The organism is Ruegeria sp. HKCCA4812, assembly GCF_013034245.1.
Lineage (GTDB): Bacteria > Pseudomonadota > Alphaproteobacteria > Rhodobacterales > Rhodobacteraceae > Ruegeria.
The window spans coordinates 147,594-164,289 of the sequence record NZ_WQFQ01000008.1 but is presented as its reverse complement, the minus strand read 5'-3'; the positions used below and the strand labels follow the sequence as shown (position 1 = coordinate 164,289).

The window sequence follows — 16,696 nt, the reverse complement described above, 5'->3', positions numbered from 1 at the left end:
CCGCTCAACGGACCATGGCCGCTGCGGCCTGGGCGTAGCCGCCCGAGGCACCGTCAACGAAATGCACATGATCGTCCCGTGTGGCCGACGGGACGAAACAGGTCATCATCGCCTCGTCCTGCACGTGCAGACCGTATCGGATTTTGCCGCGCCCGCGTGCTTCTTTCAGCAAGTGTTCGATCTGTCGCAAAGTGGCCGGGTCACAATCCAACGTCATCTTCAGGCCGTCATCGAACTTGCGGAAATCGGCATTGCTGCTGACCATCATCCTGTAATGTTCGGGTTCGAACTGTCCCAGCTTCTTGCTTGTTTTGAACAATATCGCGATCAGCAGGTTCTGAAACAGAAGAACGAGCTTTTGCAGAAACAAATTCCGCCCGTTGCGCGAAACATGCGCGTCAATGTCGAGGCCGGGGGGCGGCCACGTCATGGGCGGACCATTCGTCGGCACCGGATGACCTGCGCGCTCCAGCTCTTCTGACGCGGACAGAACCGATTGCGCAAGGTCGGCAAAGTCGCGTTCAGTTGCCGACGCAGTGGGTTCAACGACCAGTGACACGATCTGACCGTGCCGCGCCGGGCTGTTGGACCATCTGCATGACAGGCCTGTCAGGTCAGGTTGCGCACCCGGTTCGGCAGGCGGGATCATATGATGACCCGCTTTCATCTCTGCCTCGGCCCAGGCCAAGCCTCCGCCAGAGAACATGGCATAATCCACCCCGGAAGAGGGCGCAAAACGAGCGACGCGCAAGTCCCTGCCGGCTTTTCGGATATCCGCCACCGACACCAGCGCCGCACGCAACGGCATGGAAAACTCTTCTTCCGCCCAGCGCCGCATGGCTGACAGAGTATCCCGCGCTGCTTCAACTTCGCTGGGGGGGATCGCAAACGCCGCCCCGTCGCCGCCAAAGACATAGGGAAACAACTTGCCGTCCATCGCGTTTATCATCGCCGAGATAACGGCAGCCCCCACGGTGTTGACGGTTTTGTATCGTCCGCGTGCGAGCTCGCCGGTTGAATCGACGATGTCGGCAACCCCCAAAAACCAGTCGTCGGGCACCGGCGAAAACTGCGCCGGGTCCGCCAGACGGGTGAAATCCCTCAACAGGGGCAGGTTTTCGTAAAATGCGGAATGGAGGTCTTTCATTTTCCCCCTCGAAATCAAACTTCTGGCAATAATAGCCGGAATGCGGCCCGAGTCCTCGTTTTGAAACATAGTACACATGCTTGTGCGTTGCATCATTGCGTGCCAAGCATTCCTTTCGGATGAGCGGAAAAGAGGCGGGATATGCAGGCGGGTTTGGTGGTTTTGTGCCTGGGCTATGTGCTCAGCCAGTTTTTCCGTGCATTTCTGGCTGTGCTCAGCCTGGATCTTGAACGCGATATCGGTGCTACACCCGAAGATCTGGCCTTTGCATCCGGCCTTTGGTTTCTGGTGTTCGCTGCAATGCAAATCCCGGTCGGCTGGGCGCTGGACAAGGTTGGGCCCAGGCTGACCGCAGCCGCGCTTCTTCTGGTTGGCGGCGCAGGAGGATCCGCAATTTTTGCGGTCGCGACCTCACCGTTGCATGTCAGTGTTGCCATGGGCCTGATCGGGGTTGGGTGCTCTCCGGTTCTGATGGCTTCCTATTTCATCTTTGCCCGCGAATACCCGCCTGCGAAATTCGCGACGCTGGCCGCCGTCATGCTGGGTGTTGGCTCGGTGGGCAATCTCGTGGCCTCTTATCCGACTGCGCTTGCGGTCGAATGGATGGGATGGCGCGCCACCATGGTTGGGCTGGCCGTGATATCTGCTGCGATTGCTTTGGGTATTTGGCTGAGCCTGCGTGACCCAGCAAAGGTTGATACGGAACACAAGGGTTCACTTCTGGACCTGCTGAAAGAGCCTGCACTGTGGCTGATCATGCCTTTGATGCTGGTGGCCTATGCGCCCTCTGCCGCGCTGCGCGGGCTATGGGCCGGGCCGTATCTGAACGATGTCTTCGGGCTCAGCACCACCCAGATCGGCACCGCGACTCTGGTCATGGGGTCTGCGATGATCGTCGGTACATTTGTCTACGGACCGCTGGATCGCGTCTTCGGCACTCGGAAATGGGTTATCTTCACGGGCAACGCGCTGGGTGTCGTGGCACTGACCCTGCTTTGCGTTTGGATCGACCATGCCACATGGCTGTCCGTTCTGCTGTTGGCCATCATAGGGTTCACCGGGGCCAGTTTTCCGGTCATCATGGCCCATGGTCGGGCCTTCGTTCCCCCCAATCTGGTGGGCCGAGGCGTAACCCTGTTGAACCTTTTCGGAATCGGAGGGGTCGGCATCGCCCAATTCGTCACCGGGCGCATTCATGCCGCCACTACCCAGGCCGGAACGACCGCGCCCTACACCGCGATTTTCGGGTTTTTTGCCGTAACCCTTGCCTTCGGTTGCGTGATATATCTATTCAGCCGGGATAATGTGGATTGAAGCAATTGCGGAGCAAGCCGTGCAGGATATCGAGGTTATAGCGCCGAACCTGAAACACAGCCTCTCCGGCGTCACCACAACCGTCATCCGCCTGTTGCCGATTCAAAAGCATATGATCAGGATCGTCGCCACGGGACCCGGACTGCCGGGTGATCTGCCCCATATCCGGTTGATCAAAATTCCGTTCCTTTCGAACCGAACGCTCCGGGTGTGGCATGCACGGCGCAACACCGAGATGCTGATGGGTTTGTTTCTGAAACATGTGCTGCGACGCAATCTGAAACTTCTGTTCACCTCGGCTGCGCAACGAAATCATTCGGGGTTCACTAAATGGCTGATTTCGAAAATGGATGCGCTGATCGCCACAACGCCGCAAGCGGCGTCGTTTCTGGAACATCCCGCAACCGTCATCATGCACGGTGTGAACACCGAACTGTTTCACCCGGCCGAGGACAAAACCGCCCTGCGGCAGAAGCTGGGGCTGCCAGAAGGGACCTTGATTGGGTGTTTCGGGCGTATTCGACCTCAGAAAGGTGTCGATCTTCTGGTGGATGCGGCGATCGAGGTTCTGCCGAACCATCCCGACGCCAGCATCGTGTTCACCGGGCGCGCCACCAAAGAATTTGAAGCGTTCCAACAGGAACAGGAGGCCAAGCTCAAAGCTGCCGGGCTGTCGGAACGGGTGCACTTCCTGGGCGAGCGTCCTTGGGAGGAAATCGTTGAAACCTACCGCGCTCTGGACCTGTTCGTGGCCCCGGCCCGCCACGAAGGGTTCGGCCTTACACCGCTTGAGGCGATGGCCTCCGGCGTGCCTGCAATCGCCTGCCACGGGGTCGGAGCCTTCAGCGCCCAGATCGAGGACGGGAAAACCGGCCGCTTGATCGAAAAGGACAACGCCGGGGCGCTGGCCGAAGCACTGGAACAGATGTTGAGCGATCCGGACAAGCTGGTGCAATCCGGTCAGGTCGCAAGACAGCGTGTCGAGCAGCATTTTCGAATCGAAGGTGAGGCCGAGGCCATCGTGCAGGTCTATCGGTCTTTGCTGAACACGGGTGAAAACGCGCATTCGGGTTAAAATCGACGTCAATTCGGCCAAATCACCCGTGATAGCCCTTTTTTCTTTGCTGCAACGCGGCTATGAACGCGCGTCCTTAACTTTGGAGACATGAAATGGGCTATCGCGTCGTTGTCGCCGGCGCCACGGGTAACGTGGGCCGCGAAATGCTGAACATTCTGGCGGAACGCCAGTTCCCGGTCGATGAACTTGCCGTGCTGGCAAGCCGTCGTTCGCTGGGTACGGAAGTAAGCTTTGGCGACAAGACACTGACCACCCAGGACATCGACGCCTTCGATTTCACCGGCTGGGACATGGCCTTGTTCGCCATCGGCTCGGACGCAACCAAGACCTATGCCCCCAAAGCGGCTGCGGCTGGCTGTGTGGTGATCGACAACTCTTCGCTGTATCGCTATGACCCCGACATACCTCTGATCGTGCCGGAATGTAATCCGCAGGCGATCCACGGCTACAAGAACAAGAACATCATCGCCAACCCGAACTGTTCGACCGCGCAGATGGTGGTGGCACTCAAGCCGCTGCATGATCGCGCCAAGATCAAGCGCGTCGTGGTGTCGACCTATCAGTCGGTGTCGGGCGCGGGCAAGGAAGGCATGGATGAACTTTGGGATCAGACCAAGGCGGTTTACAACCCCACCACAGACGTGCCGCCGAAGAAATTCCAGAAGCAGATCGCCTTCAACGTCATCCCGCAGATCGACGTCTTCATGGAAGACGGCTCGACCAAGGAAGAATGGAAGATGGTTGTCGAGACCAAGAAGATCGTCGACCCGTCGATCAAGGTCACCGCGACCTGTGTCCGCGTGCCGGTTTTCGTCGGCCATTCCGAGGCTGTGAACATCGAGTTCGAGGAATTCCTGGACGAAGACGAAGCCCGCGACATCCTGCGCGAAGCACCGGGCATCATGGTGATCGACAAGCGCGAAGCGGGTGGCTACGTCTCGCCGGTCGAATGCGCGGGCGATTTCGCCACGTTCATCAGCCGTATCCGCCAGGATTCGACCATTGAGAACGGTCTGAACCTGTGGTGCGTCAGCGACAACCTGCGCAAGGGTGCCGCCCTGAACGCGGTGCAGATCGCGGAACTTCTGGGCCGCGAGGTTCTGAAAAAGGGCTGACATCCCGATTTTCGTCAAAGCTTGAAAACCAGGAAACCCGCTGATCGTTCGGCGGGTTTTTTACGTTTCCCAATAGCCGGTTTACAGACGACGTGACGGTTCGATCAGGTTGCTGATGCCAACGGAAATACTGCATGGTAGGTGTCAAAGATGGGCCGGCCAACATCAACCAAGCACGATCCAATACCCTACGCCCTTGCCGGGGCGGGAGTGTTCTTTGCATCCATCTGTTTTGGCTTTGTACCCTATTTCAGCCGAGGTCTCACTGACCAGGGACTCGCGCCCTACGCAGTTGCGTTATATCGGTACATTTTGACGGCGATCCTATTGTTGCCCACCCTTTTTAAGCATCGTTCAAACCGGCGGGAATTAGTCTGGGGTATGGCTGCGGGGGCAGTCATGGGGCTTGGGTGGGTCGGATATGTTACCGCACTTGAAACAGTGCCTGCATCAACGGTGGGTGTTCTTTACATGACCTACCCGGTGTTTACGATCATCATCGCTTGGGCGATATTCGCCGATCCGCCGACGCGGCGCAGCCTTGTTGCGGCCGGTTTGATTGTTCTTGCGGCAGGCATTGCAGGGTCTCCGGCATCCGTACCGATTGACCAAATTCCAACGTTGCTTGTCTCTTTGGCTGCACCTTTCGGATTTGGCTTCGGCATATGCGTGCTTGTACACCGTCTTTCGCGAATTGCTCCTTTGGCCAGGATAGCGTCGGTTTCGTTGGGATCGGTCGTCGGGCTAACCCCTTTGATTATCTCTTCGGAAATTGACGAGGTCCTGCCAGCAGGCGGCAGTGACTGGTTTCTGATCGTCGGGATCGGTCTTATGACGGCACTGGTTCCCCAGCTGATTTACACCGTCTGTTCCCCTGTCATCGGGGCATCGCGCACGGCCGTTATCGGCAGCATTGAACTGCCGACAATGTTTGCCGTGGGCGTTTTTGCTTTCGGTGAAACAATCACAGGTGCGCAAGCAGTGGCCTGTGCCTTGGTTTTGAGCGCCATCGCACTTGCACAAAGTCGCGCAACACGAACCGTTACCACCGTGATCAGCAGTCAACGTCACAGGTGAGTCCGCGCCCGAGGTGGCCCGTCAATGCGCTCAGCAGAACCGGCTCGGATCACCTCTCCCACCAAACCGGCACCTTCTGGTCCATCACCTGCATCCATCATGGCTGCGCTATGAACCTCAGTTAGGGTACAGTCTTGCGCGCGGTGAAAATCACCAACCTGTTGACAAAACCAGAGCCGCTTGCCACCTAAAACTGAACCTTGTTCGTGGCGGATGCCGGAAGTCCGAATAAAAGTGTCTCGTGCAGGGAAAAAGAGGCAGGGCATGCACATTTCGACCAGACGCAGGATTGCCAGAACCCTGACCATCGGATGCACATGCATTCTGATGATACTGGTCGTCATTGGCTTTACGGGGCAGGTTTTTGCCGTAGGAGATTCAATCGCTCTGCTCCGGCCTCAGGCTGGTGTTTTGCTTCTCCCCTGCGCGGTAATTCTGCTTTTTATGCGCGCCAGATATCTTGCATTGGCCACCTTGCTCTTTTCCGGGGTGGCCATCGGGTCCATCGCGGCCAGCGTTGCCGCGCCCTCGGACGATTGCGACGACTCCTGCCTGACGCTATACCAGAAGAACCTCATGAGCAAAGCCTGGCCCCGGTATTCGCTGGCCGATGATATCCTTGAATCAGACGCTCAGATCGTGACATTGCAGGAAGTCTCCAGCCACAATCGCAAGTACATGAGCAATCTGTTCGAACATTACCCCGAACAGGCGATCTGTGAATTCCGTCCTGAACAAAACGTCGCCATCCTGACGACCTTGCCGATTGTCGAGAGCTCGGAATTCTGTCTGCAAGGTTATGGGCTTGTGGGGTTACAGGTCAAAGCGCCCGGCGGTGACTTGGTCTGGGTTGTTTCAGTTCATCTGAACTGGCCATTTCCTTACGACCAGTCCAGGCAAAGCCAGGTGATTGCCGACCGCATCAGCCAGCTTGAAGGACCGGTTCTGATTGCCGGGGATTTCAATATGGTGCCCTGGGGCGAAAGCGTCAGACGGATCGGAGCGGCCGCAAATAACCAGAGCTTTGGAACCGTCCTGAACACCCACAACCTCGGCAGTTGGAAAATCCCATTGCCGATAGACAACCTTTTGTTCCCCAAAGGCACAACCGGAACGGTTGAGCTGCGCCCCTTCATGGGATCCGATCACCTGGGAAAGCTTGCCCGGTTTCGACTGGGCTAGGACTTCGGTCAAGCACGCCGCCGCATGCTTCCCCACAAACAAGCGGCCTAGCTTTGGTTTTCAACCAGTGCTTTCAGATTGGTCAGACCACGGTCATAATCCTCGCCCACCCACGTATCCACCATCAACCCCATCCAGCGGGACATGGGGTTCAGACCCAGATCCGAGTCAAACCCCCAGGTCACTCTGGTTCCCGCCCCGTCAGGCTCAAGGATGAAGGACGCTGTGGCAGTACCCATCGGGCCGAAATCCAGCGCCGTTTTGACCCGTTGGTTTTCCACGCTCTCGACGATTTCCTGTGATCCCGTGCCGACCTGCGGGTGATCCGACGCCCAGTTCAGAGTGTTTCCGACCCCGGCGGCAGGGCCGGAATAAGTCAATTTGGTTTCGGGGTCCCGGTGCAGCCACGGAGACCACTTTTCGGTTTCCTGCATCGAATTCACGTAAGGAAAGATGGCGCTTGGCGGCGCGTCGATCGCGATGCTACGCGATACTTCCGCCTTTCCCGGCAACAGATAGGAAACCGCGACCAGAACCAGAATACAAACGACCAATCCTGCGAAGATGCGCTTGATGACTTTCATGGCAGGCTCCGATCTTCAGGTGTAATGGGTGGAGTATACCAAAAACGGCCCTGAATCAGAGCCGCCATTGTTGTTTCGGATTTCCAGCTCTGTCGCTTTCAGACAGGGACGAACTTTTTTTGGTAAGGATCATAGCTTTCAAGCCCGCCTGCGCCGATATCCGTCCACAAGCCGTGCAAGCTCAGCGCGCCTTGATCAACGGCTGACGAGACGAAGGGGAAGGTCATCAGGTTTTCCAGCGAAGCGACAACTGATTGACGTTCGAACTGCCGGGCCTGTTCGACACCGTCCTCGATATCCGCGACCAGTTCGAATTTCGGCTTCAGAATATCCATCCAGCGGCCAACAAAGCTGTCCTTGGCATCCAGCTGCGGCGCCTGCCCCTTGCACATGTCGATGCAGCCCTGCACGCCGCCGCATTGCGAATGCCCCAGCACGATCAAATGAGCGACCTTGAGCGCCGTTACGGCATATTCGATGGCGGCGCTGGTGCCGTGGTGGTCCCCGTCCGGAGCATAGGGCGGCACCAGATTGGCGATATTGCGGTGAATAAAGAAATCGCCCTGGTCAGCGCCAAACATGGACGTGACGTGAACCCGGCTGTCGCAGCAGGATATGACCATGGCGCGGGGGCGTTGCCCTTCATCGGCAAGACGGCGATACCAAACCTGGTTTTCCGAATATGTTGTGGCCTTCCATCCGTGATACCGTTTTACAAGGTAGCTCGGCAGAGGTTTGGCAAATTCCATTTCAATGTCCCCGTTCTTGTCGCTGACGGATGATCTAAACCGAATTCAAAGAAAATTCGAGCCATTATCCAGTTTCCCTGCAAGGTTTTGCAAAGGAATTTTCTGCCAGGATCGACACCGCGCCGTGGGGGCGTTTGAACTAGGGTGAATGTGGTGGAAAAGATTATCACGCTTGAACACAAGGAATCCGTCCGTCTGGACTCGGATCAATTAAGCGGGCTGTACCGGCAACTTGGCGACAAGAATGCGCTGGATGTTCTGTGTCGCACGGTCGAAGAGCTTGCCGTGCGCCTGTCAAACTGCGAACGCTACTGGCGTCGGCGCGAATGGGCGGACCTGCGCAAATGCGCCAGGTCACTGGTCGCTATATCCGAACAGATCGGGATGACGGCCCTGGCCCAGGTGGCGGGTGACGTGGCCCACACCGTCGATGCCGGTGACGCCGTTGCGGCGGGCGCGACGCTTGGGCGTTTGATCCGCGTGGGCGAACGATCGCTGACCGCCGTCTGGGACCAGCAGGACCTTTCCGTCTGACAGGGGTTGCGGGCAGATCATGCGCGGCTAGTCTGTGCGCAGAAACCATCAGCCGAGACGCCCATGACCCTGTCCTTCTCCCCATCCTCTGACCCGTCCATACCGCTTCATGTGATTGCGCAGCCGGATTTGGACAGTTGGTTGCAGGACCAGCCGGATACCGTCCGGGCCTGGGTTGCCGCAAACGGGTTTACAGGTGCGATGGGGCAGACCCTGCTGGTGCCAGGCGCGCTTGGCGCGGTTGATTTTGTGCTGGCCGGGTATGGAACAGAAGACAAGCGCGCGCGAAAAAGGTTCCCATTGGCCGCCGCAGCCATGGCATTGACCGAAGGAACCTATCATATCGCGTCCGGCATTCCCGCTGATCGTCTGGAGATGGAGTGTTTGGGCTGGTTGATGACAGGCTACGCCTTCGACCGCTACGCGTCTCAATCCGCTGGAACTGCGGCGCTGGTTGCGCCCGAAGGTGTCGACGCCAACCGTATCGAAACGATGGCCAATGCCGAAGTTCTGACCCGCGATCTGGTGAATACGCCAGCCTCGGATATGGGTCCTGAGCAGTTGCAGCAGGCGGCCGAAGCTCTAGCCAGCGAATTCGGTGCCGCGTGCAGCGTGATCAGCGGCGCGGCCTTGCTGGAACAGAATTTTCCCATGATCCACACCGTAGGGCGCGCCGCCGAACAGGCCCCCCGGCTGATCGAGCTGAATTGGGGCAGCAGCGGCCCCAAGCTGACTCTGGTCGGCAAGGGGGTGTGTTTCGATACGGGTGGATTGAACCTGAAACCGGGCGCATCCATGGGTCTGATGAAGAAGGACATGGGTGGCGCGGCCAATGTATTGGGGTTGGCGCGGATGATCATGCAGTTGGGTTTTCCTCTGCAATTGAGGGTCTTGATACCGGCGGTCGAAAACGCGCTTGCCGGAAATGCCTTCCGCCCTGGTGACATCCTGACCTCTCGCAAGGGACTGACGGTCGAGATCAACAATACGGATGCCGAAGGGCGTCTGGTGCTTGCTGATGCGTTGGCGCTTGCTGAAGAAGGTGAGCCCGATCTGGTGATCTCGATGGCGACGCTGACCGGGGCCGCCCGTGTGGCTGTGGGCCCCGATCTGGCACCGTTCTATACCGATGATCAGCGCTGCGCGTCTGCCCTGTCGCATGCCGCAGAGGCTTCGGCTGATCCGGTCTGGCGCATGCCGTTCCACACGCCCTATGAAGCGATGATTGAACCCGGCATCGCCGATCTGGACAACGCGCCGTCGGGCGGGTTTGCAGGGTCGATCACAGCCGCCCTGTTTCTGCGCAGATTCGTGGGCGCATGCCGCTACATCCATTTCGACATCTATTCCTGGCAGCCCAGCAAAGAACCGGGGCGCACCAAGGGCGGTCTGGGTCAGGGGCCACGTGCCGTTTTGGCGGCCTTGCCAGAGATATTGGGACTGTGACACGCCATCGAGTTTCCGCACCCGTTGTCGATTTGCTGCGCAGCCCAGACGGACCGCGCGACCGGCAATTGTTGTTCGGTGATACGGTTCGGATCGAGGAAACAAAGAGCGGCTGGAACAGGGTCATCGCAGACAAAGACGGGTATACCGGCTGGTTGCGATCAGATCAGCTGACGGCGGATGCGCCTGCGACGCATTGGATCACGGCGCCTGCAACGCATGCCTACCAGGAAGCGGATTTCAAAAGCCGCGATCTGGTGTCGCTGAGTTTCGGAAGCAAAATCCAAGCCAGGACCGAGACGGACCGGTTTGTTGAAACCGAACTGGGATATATCCCAATGGTACACACGGCGCCGATGACCGAAAAGCCTGACGACCCGGTCGAAGTGGCCCAGCTGTTTCTGGGCACACCCTATTTGTGGGGCGGCAACAGCCGGTTCGGCATCGATTGTTCCGGGTTGGTGCAGGCGGCGCTTTTGGCTTGTGGCCTGCCGTGCCCCGGCGACAGCGGCGATCAGGAACGCGCTTTGGGCAAAACCGTGATCGAAGGGACCCCTGCGCAACGGGGTGATCTGTTGTTCTGGAAAGGGCACGTGGCCTGGGTTTCGGGCCAAAACATGCTTTTGCATGCGAACGCCAGCCATATGGCCGTGGTTTTCGAACCAATGGATCAGGCGATCCACCGCATATTGGATCAGGGTGACGGGCCCGTCACGGCCCACAAAAGGCTCTAATCCAGGTTTACGGCCCGGATCAGCTTGCGTTCCAGCACCCGCAGGACTGCCCGCAGATCGTGGCCGCGTTTCAGGATGCGGCCATCCATTCCTATGACGGAATACATTCCCTGCCGGGACCTCAGGCGCGGGTGCTTTTCGACGCGGTAGATCGGATGTTCTGCGGTGCGCCGAAAGATCGAGAACACCGCCATGTCGCGCAGGTTGGAAATACCATAGTCACGCCATTCTCCGGCGGCGACCATCCGACCATAAACGGATAGGATTTGAGACATCTCATGCCGGTCGAAAGCCACGGGCATCTGCGCTGCGCTTGCCGAGAACCGGCTGGGAGGCTGCATATTCATACCTCCAGCCTTGCCGGAAATCGTGTTTGAATCAAGCCTGATGCGCAGTTGTCCGACAATTGCGACACAAGTGTTACCGTCGGCCGACCTGACGGCAGATCAGGATTACAGGCAACAGACCTACCGCCAGAATGACCAGCGAAGGCACGGCGGCGCCCTCCAGCCTCTCGTCCGAGGCCAGCCGATACGCCTGCACCGCCAATGTGTCGAAATTGAATGGGCGCATGATCAGCGTGGCGGGAAGCTCTTTCATCACGTCTACGAACACGATCAGCAGGGCCGTCAGCAGAGAGGGGGTCAGAATCGGCAGGTGAACCCGTCGCAATGTTCCCAAAGGCGTCTGACCCAGTGAACGGGCTGCGGCATCCATATTCGCATGTACAGTGCTTTGGCCCCCCTCATAGGCGCTGAGCGCGGCAGCCAGGAAACGCACCATGTAAGCAGCGACCAGCAGCCAGATCGAACCTGTCACCAACAGCCCCGTGGACACGTCGAAGGTCTGTCGCATCCAGACGTCCAGCGCGTTGTCAAAACTCGCAAAAGGGACGATCAAACCAACTGCAATGACGCCACCGGGAACGGCATATCCCAGACGCGCCATATATGCGGTCGCAGACGAAGCGCGCCCGGGCCTCAGGCGTTGAAAGAACCCGACACTGATCGCTGCAAAGACGGTGATGACCGCCGCCGTACCAGCAAGAATCAACGAGTTCTGGATGAAGCCGATATAACGCTGCGACAGCAGGTTCTGTTCGGAGTCCAGGCCCATCTCGACCAGAATGATGACGGGCAGCAAAAAACCGAAAAGAACGGGTATTGCACACAGCAGAAATGCCCCGCAGGCGCGCAGACCCGTCAGATTTGCCGCCGGTTGCGCCACATGCTGTTTCCCCGCCTGATAGTATTTTGCCTTGCCACGCTGGGTGCGCTCGGCCACGGCCATGATCAGGGCAAAGACCAGCAGGCACAGGGCCAGTTGTGCCGCTGCCGCGCGATCGGCCATGGAAAACCAGCTTGTGTAGATCCCGGTGGCAAAGGTCTGTACGCCGAAATACGACACGGTCCCGAAATCTGCGATGGTCTCCATGACGGCCAGCAGAACACCGCCTGCAATGGCGGGTCGCGCCATTGGCAGTGACACGCGCCGAAAAGCCAGCCATGGATTGTTGCCCAGCGCCCGCGCCGCCAGAAACGCGGTTGCGCTTTGTTGCAGGAACGCAGCCCGCGCAAGCAGATAGACATAAGGGTAAAGCACCAGGATCAACATGACCGCCGCACCCTCGGTCGAGCGGATTTCCGGGAACCAATAGTCGCGCGGGCCCCAGCCCGTTACATCACGCAGCGTGCTTTGAACGATGCCCGGGTGATCCAGAATGAAAGTGTAGGCATAGGCCAGAACATAAGCCGGAAAGGCCAGCGGAAGGACCAGTGCGATCTCTAGAAACCGCACGCCGGGAAAACGGGTCATCGTTACCAGCCAGGCCGCTCCGGTGCCGATGCTGAACGTGCCGGCCGCGACCAGGACCACAAGAATCAGGGTCGTCGCGATATAGCCGGGCAGCACCGTCTCCATCAGGTGCGAGATCGTGTCCGTTCCCCCGGTTACAGCCGCCAGGACCACGGCGATCATCGGCAAAAGGCACGCGGCAGCCACGACATAGGCGATCCCCGCCAGCAGTCGGGTACCGCGTACACCGCGATTGCGCGATCCGTTCTGTGAAAACTCGATTTCGGCCATCATCCCGGCTTGTGATTGGCAAAGGCGAAGGGTTCGCCTTTAATCGACCAAAAAGCTCGGAAACACCAGTGCATCGGTCAACAAATCTGCGGCGCAAACTGCCGCAGACCTGAAAAACACCGCTATTCGTAGACGCGCTGATCCTCGATCACCACCCCGTCCTTGGGAAGGGATCCGGGGGCCACGACCTCGATCGCACCTTTCAGTTTCAACACTTCGGTCACTGACTTGGCGTATGCCGGGTCGTCACCGCGTGGGCTTTCGATCCGGACAGTCATCGTGTCCATCTCACCCTGGCGGGCTGCGATGACGCGGGCTTTGACAATTTCCTCATGCTTGTCGACCAGGGCCGCAACCTGTTCCGGGCGTACGAACATTCCCTTGATCTTGGTGGTCTGATCGGCGCGACCCATCCAGCCTTTGATCCGGGTGTTGGTCCGGCCACAGGGCGAGACACCCGGCATGACGGCAGAAAGATCCCCGGTCGCAAAGCGGATCAGCGGGTAGTCCGGGTTGAGAGAGGTCACGACAACTTCGCCCACCTCGCCCGGCTCTACCGGCGTTCCGGTTCCGGGCGTCACGATTTCGACGATCACGTGTTCGTCGATGATCATCCCTTCCATCGCGGCGCTTTCATAGGCGATGTTACCCAGATCCGCCGTCGCATAGCATTGCAGGCACGAAATACCGCGATCCGCATATTCCTGCCGCAGGGACGGGAACAGCGCGCCACCACCAACAGCGGCCTTGGAGAAATTCAGCGAAACGCCCATCTCGTCGGCCTTGTCCAGGATGACCTTTAGATAATCAGGAGTGCCCGCATAGGCGGTGCAGCCAACGTCACGCGCGGCTGTCACCTGCAGTTCGGTCTGCCCGGTTCCCGCCGGCAAAACGGCAGCACCAACTGCGCGGGCACCGTTTTCAAAGATCATGCCAGCCGGCGTCAGGTGATAGCCAAAGCAGTTCTGAACAATATCGCCAGCTGCAACACCAGCGGCATGCAGGAACCGGCCCATACGCCACCAGTCGTGATCGGTGCTGCCCGGTTCATAGATCGGCCCGGGGGACTGGAACACGTGATGAAAGTGGCGCGCAGGCTTCACGGTGAAACCACCAAAAGGGGGGCGCTCCGCCTGCGCGCGGATCAGGTCCGACTTGCGCAGCACCGGCAGCATCGGCAAATCATCTGCCGAAATCACCTTGTTAGTGTCTGAATCAGAAAAATGTGCAGCAAACCCGGGTGCAGATGCAGCACGCTTGATCTGCTCTACCAGAGCTGCAGCCTGATCCGAAGCGCGTTCGTCCGCCGAGCGTGTTTCGAGTGCGTCGAAATAGGTCATCGCGATATCCTCCATCCGCTCACAGCCACCTCTTGCGGCGACGATAGGACCGCACATCGCGAAAACTCTTGCGGCCTTCGTCAGACATGCCGAGGTAGAATTCTTTGACATCCGGATTCTCGCGCAGTTCTGCGGCCGGGCCATCCATCACAACGCGCCCGGATTCCAAAATGTATCCGTAATGCGCGAACCGAAGGGCAACATTTGTGTTCTGCTCGGCCAACAGGAAGGAAACGCCCTCTTTCTCGTTGAGATCCTTCACGATACCGAAAATTTCTTCGACCAACTGCGGCGCCAGTCCCATCGAAGGTTCGTCCAGCAGGATTGTCTCGGGGCGCGACATCAGTGCCCGGCCCATGGCGACCATCTGCTGTTCACCACCCGACGTATAGCCTGCCTGCGAGCGGCGGCGCTCTTTCAGGCGGGGAAAGTAATTGTAGACCAGCTCCAGATCCTGCTGGATCGCTGCGCTGCCGTCCTTGCGGGTATACGCGCCCGTCAGCAGGTTTTCTTCAACCGTCAGGTGTTCGAAACAGTGACGGCCTTCCATCACCTGAATCACGCCTTTTTCAACCAATACGGCGGGGTCGCTTTCGTGTACGCTTTGGCCACGATACTTGATCGTGCCTTTCGTGACCTCGCCGCGTTCTGAATGCAGCAGGTTAGAGACTGCTTTGAGCGTGGTCGTCTTGCCCGCGCCATTGCCCCCCAGCAAGGCCGTGATACCGCCCTTGGGCACAGTCAGGCTTACGCCCTTCAGCACGAGGATCACGTGGTTGTAGATCACCTCGATATTGTTGACCTCAAGCAGGGTTTCCGCCTGCACGTCAGTGGTTTGTGCCGCATCAAGCATCAGCGCGTGTCCTCATGCCTGTCCCCTTCGGGACTGTTCGTGAGGAGCGGCGGCAAACCGCCGCTCCGGTTGTCTGCACCGCCCCGGGATTCCGGGGCGATCAGCTTGTCATTCACACCGCGGAGAGATGTTGTTTTCAGCCGCATATGCGCCCGAGTCTTCTTCGATCAGCGCGCTGATCACCTCGACATCGGTCGGTTTGAAATCCTGAACCGGGTTCCAGGTTCCTGCTGCCGCATCCCACTGAACGACGCCCACAAGACCGGGTCCGCCATGGTTTTCACAGCTTACCGCGAATTCGGGTCCAAAACCTGCCATGCCCAGACCTTCCATCTTGGCATTGGTGATCTCCAGCGCTTCCATTCCGTCACGCATCATCGATGCGTCGATATCGGCGGTTCCGTGCATCTCCTGCGCGGTCTTCACGGCTTCGGCCGCCAGCATCGCGGCATAGAGACCACGGTTGTACTGAACCGTTCCCAGCTGATCACCTGCGCCAGCGGCTTTGCCCGCATCCACAACGTATTTCTTCAGATCGTCGTAGACCGGATAGTCCATACCCAGGCCGGTGAAGGTCAACGCTTTGTAGCCATTGGCTTTTTCGCCTGCCGGCTCAACGTCGAATTCCGCGCCCGACCACCAGACACCGATGAAATTTTCCATCGGGAAGCGGATGTTGGCGGCTTCCTGAACCGCAACCTGGTTCATGACGCCCCAGCCCCACATGATGACATAGTCAGGCTTTTCACGGCGGATCTGCAACCACTGCGACTTTTGCTCCTGACCGGGATGGTCAACCGGCAGCAAGGTCAGTTCATAGCCATGCTTTTCGGCCAGGGTTTCAAGTGTGCGGATCGGTTCTTTGCCGTAGGCAGAATTGTGATAGACCAGCGCAATCTTCTTGCCGCTCAGATCTCCGCCATTTTCGTCCAGCAGGTAATTGATCGCGCCGGACGCACCGTTCCAGTAGTTAGCCGGATAGTTGAACACATGGCTGAACACCTTGCCGTTGGCAGCCGAAGTCCGGCCATAGCCCATCGTGTGCAGCGGGATACCGTCTGCCGTTACTTTCGGGATCAGCTGATAGGTGATGCCGGTCGACAGAGGCTGATAGACCAGGGCGCCTTCACCCTTGGTCGATTCATAGCATTCAACACCTTTTTCGGTGTTATAGCCGGTTTCGCACTCAATAACCTTGGCCGGAACGCCACCGATACCGCCATCGCGTTCGTTTAGCAGGGTGAAATAGTCCGCATAGCCATCCGCGAACGGAATGCCGCCCGCTGCGTATGGGCCAGTCCGGTAGCTGAGCGATGGGAACACCAGGTCGGCCATGACCGGACCTGCGGCCATCACGGCGCCCAGCGCCAGGGTTGCCAGTTTCTTGTTCATCGGGTGTGTCCTCCCTTGATTGATCCGATGTTGAGTTTCGGGCTTCGCACCCGTCTTTTCCTTGGG

Annotated in this window: 16 protein-coding genes; 8 read left to right on the top strand and 8 right to left on the bottom strand. The window is 58.5% G+C overall.

Annotated elements, in window-relative coordinates; all coding sequences use genetic code 11:
* Positions 1-4 precede the first annotated feature (4 nt).
* Positions 5-1,147 carry a DUF3095 domain-containing protein gene (locus GOW04_RS18575; protein WP_171233576.1) on the bottom strand — a complete coding sequence of 381 codons (1,143 nt, stop codon included), beginning with the start codon at positions 1,145-1,147 and terminating at the stop codon, positions 5-7.
* Positions 1,148-1,288: 141 nt separating this feature from the next.
* Here GOW04_RS18575 and GOW04_RS18570 point away from each other — a divergent pair, with 141 nt between their 5' ends.
* From GOW04_RS18570 to GOW04_RS18550, 5 genes are all read left to right on the top strand, one after another.
* Positions 1,289-2,461, top strand: coding sequence for an MFS transporter (locus GOW04_RS18570; RefSeq protein WP_171233575.1), 1,173 nt, complete (start codon positions 1,289-1,291; stop codon positions 2,459-2,461).
* 19 nt (positions 2,462-2,480) lie between these two features.
* Positions 2,481-3,536: a glycosyltransferase family 4 protein gene (locus tag GOW04_RS18565; protein WP_171233574.1), complete on the top strand. Its 1,056-nt coding sequence runs from the start codon at positions 2,481-2,483 to the stop codon at positions 3,534-3,536.
* A gap of 95 nt (positions 3,537-3,631) precedes the next feature.
* Positions 3,632-4,654 (top strand): aspartate-semialdehyde dehydrogenase, encoded by a 1,023-nt coding sequence (locus tag GOW04_RS18560; protein ID WP_171233573.1) that lies wholly within the window; start codon positions 3,632-3,634, stop codon positions 4,652-4,654.
* A 150-nt stretch (positions 4,655-4,804) separates the two neighbouring features.
* Positions 4,805-5,731 carry a DMT family transporter gene (locus GOW04_RS18555; protein WP_171233572.1) on the top strand — a complete coding sequence of 309 codons (927 nt, stop codon included), beginning with the start codon at positions 4,805-4,807 and terminating at the stop codon, positions 5,729-5,731.
* A gap of 264 nt (positions 5,732-5,995) precedes the next feature.
* Positions 5,996-6,913 (top strand): endonuclease/exonuclease/phosphatase family protein, encoded by a 918-nt coding sequence (locus GOW04_RS18550; RefSeq protein WP_171171423.1) that lies wholly within the window; start codon positions 5,996-5,998, stop codon positions 6,911-6,913.
* A 47-nt stretch (positions 6,914-6,960) separates the two neighbouring features.
* Here the strand turns inward: GOW04_RS18550 and GOW04_RS18545 are convergent, their stop codons facing one another.
* Positions 6,961-7,497 carry an SRPBCC family protein gene (locus GOW04_RS18545; RefSeq protein ID WP_171233571.1) on the bottom strand — a complete coding sequence of 179 codons (537 nt, stop codon included), beginning with the start codon at positions 7,495-7,497 and terminating at the stop codon, positions 6,961-6,963.
* A 98-nt stretch (positions 7,498-7,595) separates the two neighbouring features.
* Positions 7,596-8,246, bottom strand: a complete 651-nt coding sequence (locus GOW04_RS18540) for a carbonic anhydrase (RefSeq protein ID WP_152459543.1) — start codon at positions 8,244-8,246, stop codon at positions 7,596-7,598.
* A gap of 144 nt (positions 8,247-8,390) precedes the next feature.
* Here GOW04_RS18540 and GOW04_RS18535 point away from each other — a divergent pair, with 144 nt between their 5' ends.
* The 3 genes from GOW04_RS18535 to GOW04_RS18525 all read left to right on the top strand — a co-directional run bounded on the left by GOW04_RS18535 (position 8,391) and on the right by GOW04_RS18525 (position 10,960).
* Positions 8,391-8,780, top strand: a complete 390-nt coding sequence (locus GOW04_RS18535) for a hypothetical protein (RefSeq protein WP_171116810.1) — start codon at positions 8,391-8,393, stop codon at positions 8,778-8,780.
* A 63-nt stretch (positions 8,781-8,843) separates the two neighbouring features.
* On the top strand, positions 8,844-10,226 hold the full coding sequence (locus GOW04_RS18530; RefSeq protein WP_171233570.1) for a M17 family metallopeptidase: 1,383 nt from the start codon (positions 8,844-8,846) through the stop codon (positions 10,224-10,226).
* Positions 10,223-10,960 (top strand): C40 family peptidase, encoded by a 738-nt coding sequence (locus GOW04_RS18525; protein WP_171233569.1) that lies wholly within the window; start codon positions 10,223-10,225, stop codon positions 10,958-10,960. Before GOW04_RS18530 ends, GOW04_RS18525 begins: the two co-directional genes overlap by 4 nt.
* Here the strand turns inward: GOW04_RS18525 and GOW04_RS18520 are convergent.
* The 5 genes from GOW04_RS18520 to GOW04_RS18500 all read right to left on the bottom strand — a co-directional run bounded on the left by GOW04_RS18520 (position 10,957) and on the right by GOW04_RS18500 (position 16,630).
* Positions 10,957-11,307 (bottom strand): DUF2794 domain-containing protein, encoded by a 351-nt coding sequence (locus tag GOW04_RS18520; RefSeq protein WP_171233568.1) that lies wholly within the window; start codon positions 11,305-11,307, stop codon positions 10,957-10,959. The two genes, GOW04_RS18525 and GOW04_RS18520, sit on opposite strands and share 4 nt — an antisense overlap.
* Before the next feature lie 73 nt (positions 11,308-11,380).
* Positions 11,381-13,045 carry an iron ABC transporter permease gene (locus GOW04_RS18515; protein ID WP_171230091.1) on the bottom strand — a complete coding sequence of 555 codons (1,665 nt, stop codon included), beginning with the start codon at positions 13,043-13,045 and terminating at the stop codon, positions 11,381-11,383.
* Between the two features lie 122 nt (positions 13,046-13,167).
* On the bottom strand, positions 13,168-14,385 hold the full coding sequence (locus GOW04_RS18510; RefSeq protein WP_171233590.1) for a phenylacetate--CoA ligase family protein: 1,218 nt from the start codon (positions 14,383-14,385) through the stop codon (positions 13,168-13,170).
* Between the two features lie 19 nt (positions 14,386-14,404).
* A complete protein-coding gene (locus GOW04_RS18505; RefSeq protein WP_171171432.1) occupies positions 14,405-15,238 on the bottom strand; it encodes an ABC transporter ATP-binding protein in 834 nt (277 codons plus the stop codon).
* 108 nt (positions 15,239-15,346) lie between these two features.
* Entirely contained in the window at positions 15,347-16,630 is a 1,284-nt protein-coding gene (locus GOW04_RS18500; protein WP_152459550.1) for an ABC transporter substrate-binding protein, read from the bottom strand.
* Positions 16,631-16,696 lie beyond the last annotated feature (66 nt).

Excerpts from the sequence above, each read along its gene's own strand:
- GOW04_RS18505 (WP_171171432.1), bottom strand. The coding sequence starts at position 15,238 with ATGCTTGATGCGGCACAAACCACTGACGTGCAGGCGGAAACCCTGCTT.
- GOW04_RS18500 (WP_152459550.1), bottom strand. The coding sequence starts at position 16,630 with ATGAACAAGAAACTGGCAACCCTGGCGCTGGGCGCCGTGATGGCCGCA.
- GOW04_RS18545 (WP_171233571.1), bottom strand. The coding sequence starts at position 7,497 with ATGAAAGTCATCAAGCGCATCTTCGCAGGATTGGTCGTTTGTATTCTG.
- GOW04_RS18530 (WP_171233570.1), top strand. The coding sequence starts at position 8,844 with ATGACCCTGTCCTTCTCCCCATCCTCTGACCCGTCCATACCGCTTCAT.
- GOW04_RS18520 (WP_171233568.1), bottom strand. The coding sequence starts at position 11,307 with ATGAATATGCAGCCTCCCAGCCGGTTCTCGGCAAGCGCAGCGCAGATG.
- GOW04_RS18510 (WP_171233590.1), bottom strand. The coding sequence starts at position 14,385 with ATGACCTATTTCGACGCACTCGAAACACGCTCGGCGGACGAACGCGCT.
- GOW04_RS18555 (WP_171233572.1), top strand. The coding sequence starts at position 4,805 with ATGGGCCGGCCAACATCAACCAAGCACGATCCAATACCCTACGCCCTT.
- GOW04_RS18515 (WP_171230091.1), bottom strand. The coding sequence starts at position 13,045 with ATGGCCGAAATCGAGTTTTCACAGAACGGATCGCGCAATCGCGGTGTA.
- GOW04_RS18560 (WP_171233573.1), top strand. The coding sequence starts at position 3,632 with ATGGGCTATCGCGTCGTTGTCGCCGGCGCCACGGGTAACGTGGGCCGC.
- GOW04_RS18570 (WP_171233575.1), top strand. The coding sequence starts at position 1,289 with ATGCAGGCGGGTTTGGTGGTTTTGTGCCTGGGCTATGTGCTCAGCCAG.
- GOW04_RS18550 (WP_171171423.1), top strand. The coding sequence starts at position 5,996 with ATGCACATTTCGACCAGACGCAGGATTGCCAGAACCCTGACCATCGGA.
- GOW04_RS18575 (WP_171233576.1), bottom strand. The coding sequence starts at position 1,147 with ATGAAAGACCTCCATTCCGCATTTTACGAAAACCTGCCCCTGTTGAGG.
- GOW04_RS18540 (WP_152459543.1), bottom strand. The coding sequence starts at position 8,246 with ATGGAATTTGCCAAACCTCTGCCGAGCTACCTTGTAAAACGGTATCAC.